Raw genomic sequence first — 15,170 nt, forward strand, 5'->3', positions numbered from 1 at the left:
TCAATGAATGCCAATAATCTGAAAAATATTCTTTGGCAAGAACGAGGTTTGTGGATTACCACACCAATAATCGCTTTAAGTATCATATTGATACGTTGGGCTGGGTTATTGCAGTCTTGGGAATGGGGGGTTTTTGATCAATATATGCGTTGGCGACCTCCAGCACCTCCTGACAGCCGCCTTGTTATAGTTGGTATTAATGAAGAAGACTACCATAATCTGAAACAAGCAGTTATTACAGATCAGGTCTTAGCTAAATTACTCCAGAAACTAAAAGCCAAACAACCAAGAGCCATTGGACTGGATATTTATCGTGATTTACCTTCACCACCTGGTACGTCAGAATTAGAACAAGTATTTAAATCAACACCTAATCTCCTAGGGATTGAGAAAGCGGTTGGCAAAAATACGTATGAAAGAGTCAAGGCACCGCCCATCCTTAAATCTTTAAATCAAGTAGGTGCGAACGACCTAGTGGTTGATGCAGACAACAAAGTGCGGCGTGGTTTAATGTATGTGAACCCTAAAAAGGGAGAAACAGTCTACAGCTTCAGCTTGTATTTAGCTTTGCATTATCTAGAAAAAGAAGGAATTCTCGCTACCCCAGATTTCCAGATTGGGAAAGCCAAATTTACTCCCTTTGGAAGTAATGATGGTGGCTATGTGCGTGCTGACGATGGCGGCTACCAAATATTAATTAACTACAGAGGCAAAAGGGGTAGCTTTCCAACCGTTTCCATGACTGATATTTTGACCGACAAAGTACCAGCAGATTGGGGACGCGATCGCATCATCATGATTGGGTATACAGGAGAAAGTTTTAGAGACACATTTTTTACACCCCACAGTAGTGGACTGCTCGGACTCGCAGAACCTATGACTGGGGTAGAAATTCATGCTCATCTCACCAGCCAAATTATCAATGCCGCCTTGGGAAATCGACCTCTGTTTAAAAGTTGGTCAGAACCCCAAGAATGGCTATGGATACTATTCTGGAGTGGGGTTGGCGCTCTCCTGACTTGGAAATTGCGATTCCAAAACCTGCTGACATTTCCGAGGATATTGACTGTTTTACTAGCAGGAGGGGCTTTACTAGGCAGCACCTACGCAGCTTTGATCTGGGGTTGGTGGTTGCCTGTGGTTCCCGCATTTTTAGCACTTACAGGTTCTGCCATTGCCATTACAGCTTACATTGCTCGTACTGCTGAACATATCCGCAAGGTATTCGGACGTTACATCAATGATGAAGTTGTAGCCACCTTACTAGAAAGTCCAGAAGGATTGAAATTAGGGGGTGAACGACGACAAATTACCATCTTCACCTCTGATTTAAGAGGATTCACCGCCACATCTGAAAGACTACCTCCAGAACAAGTAGTGCAAATTCTCAACTTTTACCTGGAATGCATGGCCGATGAAATCACTAAATATCACGGAACAATTGATGAATTCATGGGGGATGGTATTTTAGTTCTTTTTGGCGCTCCTACTGCTAGAAAAGACGATGCTGTTAGAGCCGTTGCTTGCGGTGTTGCCATGCAGTTAGCAATGGTCAAAGTTAACACCCAAATGACAGCATGGGGTTTACCACCCCTAGAAATGGGTATTGGTATTAATACAGGTGTTGTGGTAGTAGGTAATATTGGCTCTGAAAAACGTACTAAGTATGGTATTGTCGGCAGTCAAGTCAATTTAACTTACCGAATTGAAGGCTACACCACAGGCGGCGAAATTATTATTTCTGAATCCACTTTTAAAGAAGTAGAGTCAATGGTAGTAATTGACCGGCAATTACAAGTCACACCAAAAGGAGTTAAAGAACCAATCAACATCTATAAAATAGCTGGCATTGCTGGGGAATACAATCTTTTTCTTCCCCAAAACCAAGAAGAATTATGCACCCTTACTGAACCCATTCCCATTGAATACGCAGTTGTAGATGGTAAAAACATAGGTAACGTTTTGTTCACGGGAAACTTAATCAGACTCTCAAAACATGAAGCTGAGATTTATTTAGCAAATGAAGAACTCCACGAGCCGCCATCTTACTTAAGTAATATCAAACTTAATTTATCCAAGCCAGATCAACCAGAAGAAACCGGAGATATCTATGCCAAAGTCTTAGACAAACCTGCTCAAATAGGTCACTTTTGTATTCGTTTTACCGCTAAACCACCAGGAATTATCACCAAGTTCAAAACCTTAATTGAACAGATTAATTCTCAAAAATCACAATCTTAACGAAGGCAGGAGGCAGAAGGCCGTTGTTGTAACGGGGATTTATACCCTGCTCCAAAAACTTTGGACGAAGTCCGGTTTTAGACCCGATTGTTTTGATAATTTCCCAAATCCAACTACTGACTACTGGCAAAATGACTGGGAGCATCCCAAATGTGTAAGTTTATTTTTTGGAAAGAAAGGCAATTTCTCCAAGGCTTGATATGAACTAACCCCAAAGAACGCATAGACGCGGAGCGGCTTCCCGCAGGGTAGGACACAAAGTTAACGATTTACTTGTAACCAAATTTCTAAACTTACTAATAACCACAATTTCACACCATATCTGCCCCAAATATCTCCTTTAAAATCTAACCAGTTACGGACAATTTCCTGATTGATATAAGGTGAAATTGCGCTTGTTTTATTTAACAACAACTTTCTTGTTTCTCGTTGCCAATATTTCCGAAATCCTAATTGTACAGGCACCATCATTCCGCTTTTGGGACGATGAATAATAGCATCTGGTAAAATATCACTCACGGCTTTTTTCAAAACTGCTTTTTCTTCCACACCAGAAAGTTTATATTCGGGGGGAATTTGCATACTCAAATCAACTACTCGCTGATCAAATAGCGGTGATAAACCCTGTAAACCTGCGGCTTGAGTTAAGTTATTCACTTTTGTTAAAATCTGATCTGCACCTTTAAATTTAATATTCAATGCCATTAATCTATTTAAATAATTAGCCTGGGAATTTAAATCATGGTCAAATACAGATGACTCGTTTTTTAAACTTTGGTAAATTTCTGATTTTAAAAGTTGTGATAAATCGGAAGCGCACTTCTGAAAAGCCATCAAATAGGCTGGCAGTGCAGCTTGATTATTGATTGCACTATACAAACTATTAATTAACATCGGTTGATTTTTGGGTCCACCAAAACAAGGGTCTCCACCTTCTCCGTTCAGGGTAGTCTGCACGTTTTCCCTTGCTAGTTTTCCTACTAATAAATTGGGTACTGTCAAAGGATCACCAATAGGATCATCTAGATACATCATTGTTTCTGGTAGACGTTCCCACATATCTCGAAAGGTGATTTCTAAAATGTGATGTTGAGTTTGACAATGTTGGGCAACTAAGCTAGAAAATTCTAATTCATTGGGTGTTTCTGTACCAAAATGAATGGAATAGGTGTGAACTGGTGCATAATGCAATTTTGCTGCTAATGCGGTAATGCTGCTAGAATCTAATCCACCAGATAGGAATATCCCAACAGGTTGATTTTTGGGTAAATATTCCTGGACAATTTGCTCAAGTAAAGAACGCAGTTTTTCACCATACCATTCTAAAGGCTGATGTGCGTCTGTAATTTGTTCTTGCAGTTGCCAATAATAATAAACTTTGTTTAATGGCATTTCTAGAAATGTTCCGGGACGCATTTCTCGGACATCTTGCCACAGTGTTCTTTCTCCTGGAACAAATGCACAACAGAGATAATCTCGCAATGCAACTACATCTAAATCATGGGAATGATAAGGGTTAAGGGTGTTTAATTTTGGGGCAATCCAGCGCGTTAAACCAGTGTTAGTGTAATATAAAGTCCGGCTACCTATGGGATCTCTTCCTAAATATAATACTTGCTTTTCTCGATCCCAAACTACTAAACCAAACATTCCCACCAAGAGGCTTAAAGATTCAGAGTTGTATTTTTCCCAAAGCTGTGCAATTATTTGTTGATTACTGACATGATCATGAATATCAATTGCCAATTTTTGAATTAGTTCTAACCGATTACTTAACCATATATCACCCACTACGATAAATCTTTGTGAAGGACTAATGGCAAAATTATCTGGTGGAGAAATAACTGCAAATTTATCATCCCGCCAAATAACATTGACTGTTAATTTATCTAAATTGCCATAAACTACACACCAACTAGAAGTAACTTCAAGATGGGAAATTGTTGATCGAGGAGTTTTTAAAAGATTAAAAAACATAATATTAATTCACAAGGCATAATTATAGGAATCAGTAAGTGGCTACGCCACGCTACGCGAACAGCTTTTACCTAGTAGGTAGACAGATTTTTTCTCAAATCATAATATTGCCAACTGTAAGCTACCGCTAAGGCACTCCAAGGTCAAGAAGAATCTCGCCATGCTCGTTTAATTAAAACACTAATGGAACATTATCAGATTAAGATAAGTACCCAAGCAAAATTAATTGTACATATTGATTGAAAACAAAAATGTCTGTATTCTTTACCTTTTCCCTATTCCCTATTCCCTATTAATAGCCCCAACACATATCGTAAGTATTCCCACGGACATGATATGATTAACACAATTTTAGTACCCCAAGGAGCAGAATACCAAGCCGTCTGTCGTGGTTTGAGTCGTGCAACTGGTATTCAACCACAGGTAATAGCTGTTCCCATCGGGATGCAACCACTACATCAATTCCTGAAAAAAAACTGCCAACATTTCCATCAACCAAATCAACGAGTGCTACTGATGGGTTTATGTGGCAGCTTAAATCAGCGTTACAGAGTTGGTGATATTGTTCTTTATCAAGATTGTGTTTATCACAGCCATCGGCACAATTGCGATAGTAACCTGACCACAGATATATATCACCACATTGGGGAGCAAGTATCTTTAGTGAAAGGATTAACAAGCGATCGCATCATATCCTTGGCCAAGGAAAAACGTAATTTTCATGAACAATCTGGTGCTGATGTCGTCGATATGGAAGGATTCACAGCCCTAGAATTTTTCCAGCATGGGGTATCAATAGCCATGTTACGAGTCGTCAGTGATGATGCTCTTCATGATATACCTGACCTGACAACAGCCATTAATGCCGATGGGTCACTGTCAGCTTTACCCCTCACCTTAGCATTGCTTCGTCAACCCCTGGCTGCTACTCGCTTAATTCGGGGTTCTTTACAAGGACTCAAAGTATTAGAAAGAGTAGCTGATCGGTTGAGATACCTGTCCAACAAATAAGAACTGCACATTGAAGCATGAGATCCCCAACCTTGCCAACAAGTCGGGGATCTGCATATTAAACAATACAAAACTTAAATCGTTACTTCTTCCCGTTGAGAATCAAAGACAATCTCAAAAGAACCATCCGGTACCATTTGCCGTAAGTGCTGAATATAACCATCTGCGTCTGATCGACTGCGGAATCTGGCAACAATCACACGCTCCTGATTTGCAGCCACACGAGCTATAGCCCAACCATTCAGCCGATTTCTGTAAGAAATTGCTTTATTTTCTGAATTGGTATCTTTGTAATCTGTGTTTTGTGGCATGATTATATTATCCGTATGAACTTGAGTAAATGGCGTTAGTGCGTCTCTTAGGGGGGATAGCACTAGCGCCTTTAATTGACGATGCCACCTTGTTATTACATAATTTTTGAATTGTCAATACTTAGTGCAACACACTTGTTTTTACTAGGCAATAAAACTGAGATAAATAGTAAGTATTCAGCTATCAGTAATCAGTAATCAGCTATTATCTAGAGTGAGACTGAGTTAATAATCAGGATGCTCCCCTTCCTTTGGTCAAATTACACCAGTGTTAATGAGAGCAATATACAACCTATTATTGATGGTTTTCTTCTTTCTTACTGACTGCTGACGGCTAAATCCTTACGCTCAATATATCTTACAGCATTGTGACGATACAAAAACCAAGTTCACCAAAACAGTGCGGAATAGTTTGTAAATAAAACCACACTTTTCCTGATAAAATAATCACACCGTATTTAAATATCATTAAATATAAATTGCTAAATACTTGTAGCATTTCTCAAGAATATGTGAGAGAATCTGTTGCGTATTCTCCCTTGCCTAATTTTATAAGTAAGCTGACAAATCTACGAGGAATGCTATATGAGATTAATTACAGTAATTTTACAAAAATTAGCCATAGAAATGGGTGCTAGTGTTTTAATTGAACCTGAATCGGAACTAATTGGACACATTACTTTTAAAAATGGAAAAACAACTGTTTTTAATAACACTAGACTAAATATTAATGGTTTTGGATCTGCACATTTAGCTCAAGATAAAGGCTTCTCTAATTATTTTTTGCACCAACTTGGTTATAAAGTTACAGAAGGTAAAACATTTTTTAATGAAAAAATATGTGCAAAAATAGCCAACCCTAGAAATGTCGATGATGGTTGGGATTATGCCCAAGAATTAGGATTACCTGTAATTGTTAAGCCATTAAATCTTAGTTTAGGCATCCTAGTTACAAAAGTATATGACAAATCAGAATATTATGAAGTAGCAGCCAGAATTTTTAACATTAATTCTGGATTAATAGTAGAAAGATTCTACAGCGGTAATGACTTTAGAATTTTGGTATTAGATAATGAAATAATTGCTGCTTATCAAAGAATTCCTTTATCTGTAATTGGTGATGGTAAATCTACTATTCTAAAATTACTAGAAATCAAACGGGAACAATTAATCAAAACAGGTGAAAAGATATTAATAGACTTAGAAGATTTCCGCATTATTCAAAAATTACAAAAACAACACCTCACTTTTGATAGCATCCTTGCCAAGGATACTTTAGTTTATCTTTTAGATAATGCTAATCTGTCTACTGGAGGAGATTCCATAGATTTCACCGAAAATCTTCATCCTGATTTTCAGCAACTAGCGATTAAAATCACTAAAGATATGGGTTTGAGATTAGCCGGTGTAGATATTCTGACTACTGATATTACTCAACCATTGGTAGATTATACCCTGTTAGAAATTAACAGCGCCCCTGGTTTAGCTCATTATGCTTCCCTTGGGGAGAAGCAAATACAGAAAGTAGAAAATTTATATCGCAAAATTCTGCAAGCATTAGAAAAAGAGTAAATCTGCTAAGAATTCAGGAGTCAGGAGATCAAGAAGTGGATTCAATCCCAAATCCCAAATCTCAAGTCGAATAACTCACCAATTTTTACCCAGTAGAGATTCAAATTCAGCTTGTAAAGCTTTGATATCTGCCACCCTAGCCACTAGTAAATTATCTCTACCAGCATCTTGTAATCTGGTTTTCCAATATTGAATAGTCTCTGCATTGTTCAACCAAAACTGAATTACTGTATCTACTACTTGATCTAAATTCCAACCTCCAGTTGGTGCAACTGTTTCCACAGATTCCAGAAACGCATCTAGTGTACAAGTTTGAGTTCCCACGTATTCAACCCCTTGTGGTTGGGGTTTTTGCCCACTCTGTTGTTGATGATTGAAAAAATATAAAACTGGAGATACTCCCACAATATCAAAAGTATATTTCATTTTATTCCTCCACATCAGTTATCAGCTATCAGTTTTTAGTCTCTTGACTGTCACTTGTCACCTATTTCCTCTTCTCTTTAGTGATGAATAATTAGGGCTGCGCCACGCAAGCTATGAAAATCAAATATTATTCTTATATATTCAACTATAACTACAAAAACACAGAATTACTACCTCAATTCCAGGTTTTAAAATTTATTTAAAATTTAGCACTTGTCAGCTGAGAGTGCTAATTTAGTTCGAGTTATTTGATGGATTATGAAATGGTTTCCCTGCTGTTTTAAATGGAGAAATATTCTTTTGTATATCCAGCGCCATTTTAGCAACTGCGATCGCTAATTTCTTTTCGCACTCTTTGAAATATTTGTTTAAAGGGGGTTAAATGCCTCAATCACTTCACCCATCTCATCTTGACGTTAAATAGTTGACACTCTCCTGGCCTTTAGGCAGGAGATTCTTAGTTCACAGACTCGCCATTAGACGACAGGTTTACACCCTTACGAGTTCGGCAGTCGCTCAACTACTCTGATCCCCAACTACTTCAAAAAGTTGGGGATATCTTTGTTCACAGGGTGTTACTGCTGACTACTGATAGCTGAATATTACCAACTATGAGCAAAACAAAGTCTCCCGCGTATCTCTACCAGTGACAGGATTAGTACCGTTGGCCAATTTGCATAATTTTTTTTGCTCATCTGGACGCAGCAATACATCAGTAAAATCCGCACCATCAATTATAGCACCATCAAATTTAGCATTAGCGGCAAAAGCACCTTCTAATACGGCATTAGTTAAATTTGCTTTAATCAACCGCGCCGAATCCAAGGTAGCATTAGTGAGATCAGCCCCAGTTAAGTTTGCTGACTCTAGATTTGCAGCAAAAAAGCTCACACCACGCAAGTTAGCAGCACTGAAATTGCTCTTTTTAAGATTAGCTTTGGTAAAACTAGAATCTGTTAAATCACGGTGAGAAAAATCAGCTTCAATCAAAATTTCTTTGTTGTATTCTAATGCCAAAGCCGTTGATGCTAAACCGACTAATGCTGTAATGGGAATAATTGCCCACAGCAATAAACTGAGTATGAGAGACAAGATTCGATACTTAGTATTCATGATATTTTTAATTGATGTTGATAATGCCTAAACCTCCTCCATCTAATTATCCAGATATCGGTGACATAGGAGAAGACCTAGTAGCACAATGGTTACAATCTACAGGTTGGGAAATTCTACACCGTCGTTTTTCTTGTCGTTGGGGAGAGATTGATATTATTGCTCAGTCTGACGACAATAAAGTCGCACCCAAGCATCAAAATAGCTATCATCAGGATTCAATACTGGCATTTGTAGAGGTAAAAACCCGCAGTGCAGGGAATTGGGATGCAGGAGGTAGAAGCGCCATTACTGCAAAAAAGCAAGCAAAACTCTGTCACACAGCAGGAATGTTTTTAGCCCAGTATCCTGAAAAGGCTGATTTTCCATGCCGCTTTGATGTGGCTATTGTCTTTTGCCAACGTTTATCAAAAAATCTTGATCAGGGAATAGTTACTTCAAAAACCTTAGCTAGTTTGTCAATTCCCGGATATGAGTTTAAGCTGCAAGATTACATTCCAGCAGCTTTTGATAATTGCTAATTGGTCAGTTATCAGTCTATTCACTGTTTACTGTTCTCTGTTCACTGTCACCTGTCACTTGTGACATATTTTCAAGCTAGTGTTTCTGGGCAATAGCCCAAACCTCTGACGAATTGTTGTCGGAATGCTTCTATTTCCTCTTTTTCTGGGCTACCATGAGATACAACTGCTACTTGGTAGCGACGCATTACATCCACAGGATACTGTCCCGCCTCCAAGCTCCAAAGTGCCATTTGTACCCGCATTGGTGGCTCGTAACTAATACCTAATTCATTGCAGAAAGCCCGAAAATCACCATCGTTTTGGGCTGAGATAGGATCTCTAAGTTTGATTCTCACTACCCAACCATCAATTTGATGAATTACGGTGATGAAGGAAACAGGAATTTGGGGTCTACCGTGCAGGTGTTGAACGACCCTGAGCGTTAGACTAGCATTTGCTAGGTAATATAAGTATTCCATGATGGTGTTTGGGATCAAATCCAATCCTACATCTCTATCTTCCTGAATCAAGGATAGTTCCTGCTAGGGTAAAAGCCCCCGTTTTTGTATGGGGAGATTTACCCAATTTTAGTTATCAGTCATTAGTCATTAGTCATTGGCAAGAGGTAAATTGTTTGACATTCATGCAGACTTAGAACGGCAAGCCAAACGTAATGAGATGCGAATAGGTGAAACCGAATTACCCCAACTATGGATTTTTACGCCTACAGTATCAGTAGAGATACTAGAGGGTTGTAATGGTACTCTGGATGAAACAAACTGGGGAAAGGGCATCTATTTTTTACCAAAAGTATTAAAAACCGTAGTTGTGGCGATTCATCAGCTACCCAGTACACCTGAAACGCTGTTTTTGAGAGTTTTAGGAAAAGGGAAAGTACAAAGACAAGCAGTAGAAGAATTAGAAGCACTAGCAAATAATAGTCCGTTCCTTGCGGATATCATACAATTAGTACATGAACTAATTGCTGTTTTTGCTGTGTATATGCGGTTTCTAACCGATCTTTTAAGGAAATGTCTGACTTAGAGATACAAGATATTAATTTAGACCGTTCATTATCTGGGTATGATTATGAACTTCCACCGGAACTGATTGCCCAAAATCCGGCTGTTCCTAGAGATAGTTCTCGTTTACTGGTGGTAAATTCTCCGCGTACAGGTGTAGAAATACCAGCCTTAAATCATATTTTCCGGGATTTGCCTGAACTCCTACAACCGGGAGATTTATTAGTAATGAATAATACAAAAGTTATTCCCGCTAGGTTGTATGGTCGCAAGTCTACAGGGGCAAAGGTGGAAGTGTTGCTGTTGGAAGAAAGACAGCATAACTGTTGGTTGGCTTTGGTGAAGCCTGGAAAGTATTTCCAGATGGGAACTCAGATTATTTTTGATGGAGACAAATTAGCCCTGGGTACTGAACTGACGGCTACAGTTGTGGATAGGGATGATGCGACTGGGGGACGGTTGTTACAGTTTGATTTACCGGAGAATGTGTCTTTGGTGCAGGTGTTGGAGAAATTTGGCGAAATACCTTTACCTCCTTATATTACTGCTTCTACTGCGGCTGATGAACAGTATCAAACTGTATATGCTCAACAAACTGGGGCGATCGCAGCACCAACGGCAGGATTACACTTTACACCAGAACTTTTAGAAAAATTGCGCGATCACGGCATTCATCAAGCTTTTTTGACGTTGCACGTTGGTGTAGGTACATTTCGTCCTGTAGAAGTGGAAGATGTCACCACTCACGAAATGCACTCTGAATGGATTGAAGTGAGCGAAGTTACAGTAGAAAAAATCCGGGCTACTAAAGCCGCTGGAGGGCGAATTATTGCTGTTGGGACTACAGTAGTCCGTGCTTTAGAAGGTGCAGCCCAATCTGGAGAATTACAGCCTTATGTGGGTAAGGTAAATTTGTTTATCTATCCTGGTTATCAATGGCAGGTAGTAGAAGGTTTGATTACGAATTTTCACTTACCCCGTTCTAGTTTGTTGATGCTGGTAAGTGCCTTAATTGGTAGAGAAAGGTTATTGAAAATTTATCAACAAGCGAGCGCATCTCAATATCGTTTCTATTCCTTTGGTGATGCCATGCTAATTTTGCCAGAAGCAGGGGAAAGGGTGTAGGGTGTAGGGTGTAAGGTGTGGGGTATTAGAAACTTCATCAACTCTTGCCTGTTCCCTGTTCCCTGTTAAGAGTTCCCTGTTCCCTTCTTTACGAATTACGAATTGAATTGTGAATTTTTGATGTAGTTATGGGTACTCTGAAGTTGTGAGGATCTCAGCTATAGATACAGGGCTGCTTTTATGTCTAAAAAACTGCAATTTAATCAGTGGTTACACAGTCAAGTTAAAGCATCTTTTTACAAAATTTCTGGACAAAGATTAGGATTGTTGTTTGCTGCTTCGGCATTTTTAGTATTGGCTTTACCAACAATTATTGATTTACCTAGTAGTAAATTGTTGGCACAAAATGCAGTTTCTCAGGATTTGGATGCAGCTATATTCTACCAACTAGGCGTGACACGCTATCAACGCCAAGACTTACAAGGTGCAGAATCTGCCTTTCGTCAAGCTTTACAGCGAGATAGCAATATTGGGTTAGCACGGAATTATTTAGGTAATATTTTGGTGGAGCAAAATCGCTTAGATTTAGCTATACAAGAATATGGGGAAGCGATTAGACTGATTCCCAATTTTGGGGAGGCTTATTACAATTTAGGGGTAGCTCTGCAAAAACAGGGACAGAAAGAACAGGCAACTGCTGCTTATCGGCAAGCCTTAGTAGCAAATCCGACAATGGCGGCTGCTCATTATAATTTGGGTTTAATATTGTATGAACAAGAACAGCGTCAAGAAGCGATCGCCGCTTACCAGCAAGCTGTAAATTTAGATGGTAACAATGTTAATGCTTACTTTAATTTAGCGATCGCACTCCAACAAGAAGGGCAAATAGAACAAGCAATTTCTAACTATCGTCAAGTCTTGAAGTTAGATCCTCAAAATACTGTAGCCTACAATAATTTAGGTGCTTTGTTAGTCATTCAAGGTCAATCTGCTGAGGCAATTAAAGTTTATCAACAAGCTATTCGCCAAAATTCCAAAAATGCTGTAGCCTACTACAATTTAGGAGTGACTTTATATAATCAAGGTGATTTAAAGGCAGCTAATTCAGCATTTAAACGCGCTCGTCAAGAATATGGTGAACAAGGAAACACTGAGCAAACTGCCAAAATTGACGATATGACACAGAAAATCACCGAATATTTAACACCGAAAAAACCTCAACCCACACAAACCGCAACTCCCACCACCACTCCTACTCCTACTAACAGTGATGTGGTTCTACCAACACCAGAAACGCAAACACCAGGAATGCAAACACCGGAAGCAGAAAAGAATTCTACTGATGTTCCTCAACCAGTTGAACCAAAGCCGTAGGTGAAAATTGACAATTGATAATTGATAATTGACAATTGTTTCATTCCAGGTTTACAACCTCTCCTAGAAAGGCGAAAAAGTCCAAAAGTTCCTATTTCCCTATCCTCTCACTTTTAGGGAGAAGTAATTGTCCATTGTTGAACAGTTATCAGTTATCAGTTATCAGTTATTAATCTGTTCACTGTCACCTGTCACCTGTCACCTGTCACCTGTCACCTGTCACCTGTCACCTGTCACCTGTCACCTTCAAATTGGCAACCGATTAATATCTTTATTACAGCCAATAACTACCATTGCGGAACCCTTTTCTAAACGTTTGTTAGAGTCAGGATTAATCTTAAATTTACCATCCTGACTTACTGCCAATAAATTTAAACCATAACGATTTCTCAGTTGAATTTCTGCAACAGTTTTACCATGAAATTCATCAGGAACAATTACTTCAACAATACTGTTATCTGGATCGAGGTCAAATCGATCTAAAATTGATGGTTTAGTTAGTGTTCTTGCTAAAGCACAACCAGCTTCATATTCTGGAAAAACAACATGATCTGCTCCCACTCTTTTTAACAGCTTGCGGTGAACTTCACTAGAAGCTTTAGCAACTACATGAGGTACACCAGCTTCTTTAACGTTGAGAGTAGTGATAATACTTTCTTGAATATAGTTACCAATAGCCACAATTACGGTATCAAATTCAAAAATACCAGCTTCTTTGAGTGCCGCAGGTTCAGTTGAATCTAATTGTACTGCATGACTGACAATTTCCTCCGTTAATGCTTCCGCAACCAGCTTTTCATCAACGTCAGTTGCTAAAACTTGATAACCTAAATTGTGCAATGTAGAACATACAGAACGGCCAAACCGACCTAACCCAATTACAGCAAATTGTTGGTTATCTTGGCGTAAACTTTTAAAGAATTTTAATGATGCTAGATTCATAATTTTGTCAGTTGTTAGAGAATAGGGAATAGGGCATAAATTTTTATATTTTAGATTAGAGTTGGTTAAATATAGCAGGTGACAGGTGACAGGTGACAGGTGACAGTGGTAAAAGCCTTTGAGTGTCTAAGTTTTAGTTTTAGTTAATGTCCTAAGCGCCTTGTCTACAGCTATGCAATCCAAAATCCAAAATCTAAAATCTAAAATCTAAAATTGAATCACTAATTATCCAACCAGTAAATTTTCTTCAGGATAGTGAATTCTGCTAGGACGAGGGTCGCCTAATATAGCTGACATTAATAATAAAACACCGACTCGTCCAATGTACATTGTGATAATTAAAATTAGCTTTGCTGCTGGGGAAACGCCAGCGGTTATACCTGTAGATAAACCTACTGTACCAAATGCTGATACAACCTCAAACAGAATTTGAATAAACTCTAATTTAGGGTCTGTCAGACTAATTAAGATTGTTGCACCTATCACCGTAGCTAGAGAACCAAAAACTACACCCACAGCTTTCAAAATCAGTGATATTGCTATTTTACGGTCATAGAGTAAAACTTCCTCTTTCCCTTGAAGTATGGTTTTTGTACAACTGGTCAGAACTCTCAATGTAGTCGTTTTTATACCTCCTCCTGTACCACCTGGACTGGCACCAATAAACATTAAAGCAATGGTAATAAATAAGCCAGCATCCGTCATTTTCCCAATATCAATGGTGTTAAATCCAGCAGTTCTGGGGGTAACAGATTGAAACCAAGCTAATAATAATTGGTCAGAAAAACTAAAATTCCCAAAGGTTTGAGGATTTCTGATTTCTATACAAAGAAAGGCAACTGTTCCCAACACTAACAATAACAAAGTCGTACTGGTTGCTACTTTAAAATCAAGAGAAAATACAATGGCATTAGGTTTTTTCAAAAATCTATCACGCAACCAAAGATACATATCTAAAATTACTTGATAACCAATGCCTCCAAAAATAATTAAGCCGGTGATGGTGAAAACAACTAAACCAGAGGTTTGATAGCCGATTAAATTATCTTTGAATAAACTAAAACCAGCATTATTCCAAGCATTAACACTATGAAATATCGCTAACCAAATTCCTTGATTCCAACCATACTCAGGCACAAAAGCCGGCATTAATAAAAAGATTCCCGTGATTTCAAAAATCATGGTTGTAGCTATAATTGACCGGATAATTTGCGTACTACCACTCATTCCTGGACGGTCTAAAGCTTGTTGAATTGCTACTTTTTGTCGCAAGTCAAATCTCCGTCCAATCAATAAAATCAAAAATGTGGTAGTTGTCATATATCCTAAACCACCAATTTGAGCCAATAGTGTGATAAACAATTGACCCCAAAAGGAAAAAAAAGTACCAGGATCAACTACTGATAACCCAGTCACACAAACTGCGGAAGTTGAAGTAAAAAGTGCTACAATGGGGTCATTCCACATACCATTGCTAGTTGAGAAAGGCATCATTAAAAGGAGAGTTCCTAGCAGGATGACAGCCAAAAATCCCAAGCAGATACTCCGAGCAACAGTCATAAGTAATTTACAAATCTTCCTCTGGAAGAAAAATTGCCTGATCTAATTAATTA

At 38.6% G+C, this 15,170-nt stretch carries 14 protein-coding genes; 7 read left to right on the plus strand and 7 right to left on the minus strand.

The genetic code is table 11. From position 1 onward, the window contains the following. Window positions 1-3: 3 nt before the first annotated feature. The gene (locus tag A0J48_RS02150; RefSeq protein WP_200319894.1) at window positions 4-2,241 is read left to right on the plus strand and encodes a CHASE2 domain-containing protein; all 2,238 of its coding nucleotides are present in this window, start codon (window positions 4-6) and stop codon (window positions 2,239-2,241) included. 261 nt (window positions 2,242-2,502) lie between these two features. Here the strand turns inward: A0J48_RS02150 and A0J48_RS02155 are convergent, their stop codons facing one another. Beyond that, window positions 2,503-4,218, minus strand: a complete 1,716-nt coding sequence (locus A0J48_RS02155) for an asparagine synthetase B family protein (RefSeq protein WP_200319896.1) — start codon at window positions 4,216-4,218, stop codon at window positions 2,503-2,505. 336 nt (window positions 4,219-4,554) lie between these two features. Here A0J48_RS02155 and A0J48_RS02160 point away from each other — a divergent pair, with 336 nt between their 5' ends. Then, window positions 4,555-5,229, plus strand: coding sequence for a 5'-methylthioadenosine/S-adenosylhomocysteine nucleosidase family protein (locus A0J48_RS02160; protein WP_200319898.1), 675 nt, complete (start codon window positions 4,555-4,557; stop codon window positions 5,227-5,229). A 74-nt stretch (window positions 5,230-5,303) separates the two neighbouring features. On the opposite strand, the gene A0J48_RS02165 is transcribed toward A0J48_RS02160, so the two are convergent. Beyond that, complete coding sequence (locus tag A0J48_RS02165; protein WP_200319900.1) at window positions 5,304-5,540, minus strand: hypothetical protein; 237 nt, start codon at window positions 5,538-5,540, stop codon at window positions 5,304-5,306. Window positions 5,541-6,125: 585 nt separating this feature from the next. On the opposite strand from A0J48_RS02165, the gene A0J48_RS02170 reads away from it, so the two are divergent. Then, on the plus strand, window positions 6,126-7,112 hold the full coding sequence (locus tag A0J48_RS02170) for a cyanophycin synthetase (RefSeq protein WP_200319902.1): 987 nt from the start codon (window positions 6,126-6,128) through the stop codon (window positions 7,110-7,112). Between the two features lie 75 nt (window positions 7,113-7,187). Here the strand turns inward: A0J48_RS02170 and A0J48_RS02175 are convergent, their stop codons facing one another. Together A0J48_RS02175 and A0J48_RS02180 are read right to left on the minus strand one after the other, a co-directional pair. Next, complete coding sequence (locus tag A0J48_RS02175) at window positions 7,188-7,538, minus strand: hypothetical protein (RefSeq protein WP_200319904.1); 351 nt, start codon at window positions 7,536-7,538, stop codon at window positions 7,188-7,190. Window positions 7,539-8,147: 609 nt separating this feature from the next. Continuing rightward, entirely contained in the window at window positions 8,148-8,651 is a 504-nt protein-coding gene (locus A0J48_RS02180; RefSeq protein ID WP_200319906.1) for a pentapeptide repeat-containing protein, read from the minus strand. A 23-nt stretch (window positions 8,652-8,674) separates the two neighbouring features. On the opposite strand from A0J48_RS02180, the gene A0J48_RS02185 reads away from it, so the two are divergent. Continuing rightward, entirely contained in the window at window positions 8,675-9,172 is a 498-nt protein-coding gene (locus tag A0J48_RS02185; protein ID WP_200319907.1) for a YraN family protein, read from the plus strand. Window positions 9,173-9,243: 71 nt separating this feature from the next. Here the strand turns inward: A0J48_RS02185 and A0J48_RS02190 are convergent, their stop codons facing one another. Further along, entirely contained in the window at window positions 9,244-9,633 is a 390-nt protein-coding gene (locus tag A0J48_RS02190) for a hypothetical protein (protein WP_200319909.1), read from the minus strand. 136 nt (window positions 9,634-9,769) lie between these two features. Here A0J48_RS02190 and A0J48_RS02195 point away from each other — a divergent pair, with 136 nt between their 5' ends. The 3 genes from A0J48_RS02195 to A0J48_RS02205 all read left to right on the plus strand — a co-directional run bounded on the left by A0J48_RS02195 (window position 9,770) and on the right by A0J48_RS02205 (window position 12,615). After that, complete coding sequence (locus A0J48_RS02195) at window positions 9,770-10,198, plus strand: hypothetical protein (protein WP_234300671.1); 429 nt, start codon at window positions 9,770-9,772, stop codon at window positions 10,196-10,198. After that, complete coding sequence (gene queA / locus A0J48_RS02200; RefSeq protein ID WP_200319911.1) at window positions 10,186-11,301, plus strand: tRNA preQ1(34) S-adenosylmethionine ribosyltransferase-isomerase QueA; 1,116 nt, start codon at window positions 10,186-10,188, stop codon at window positions 11,299-11,301. The genes A0J48_RS02195 and queA overlap by 13 nt, the downstream gene beginning before the upstream one ends. A gap of 180 nt (window positions 11,302-11,481) precedes the next feature. After that, window positions 11,482-12,615: a tetratricopeptide repeat protein gene (locus tag A0J48_RS02205; protein WP_200319913.1), complete on the plus strand. Its 1,134-nt coding sequence runs from the start codon at window positions 11,482-11,484 to the stop codon at window positions 12,613-12,615. Window positions 12,616-12,861: 246 nt separating this feature from the next. Here the strand turns inward: A0J48_RS02205 and A0J48_RS02210 are convergent, their stop codons facing one another. Then, window positions 12,862-13,557, minus strand: coding sequence for a potassium channel family protein (locus A0J48_RS02210; protein ID WP_200319915.1), 696 nt, complete (start codon window positions 13,555-13,557; stop codon window positions 12,862-12,864). A 225-nt stretch (window positions 13,558-13,782) separates the two neighbouring features. Next, window positions 13,783-15,117, minus strand: a complete 1,335-nt coding sequence (locus A0J48_RS02215) for a TrkH family potassium uptake protein (RefSeq protein WP_200319917.1) — start codon at window positions 15,115-15,117, stop codon at window positions 13,783-13,785. Between the last annotated feature and the right edge of the window lie 53 nt (window positions 15,118-15,170).

Origin of the sequence: Sphaerospermopsis aphanizomenoides BCCUSP55 (assembly GCF_001586785.1) — a bacterium.
GTDB lineage: Bacteria > Cyanobacteriota > Cyanobacteriia > Cyanobacteriales > Nostocaceae > Sphaerospermopsis_A > Sphaerospermopsis_A aphanizomenoides_A.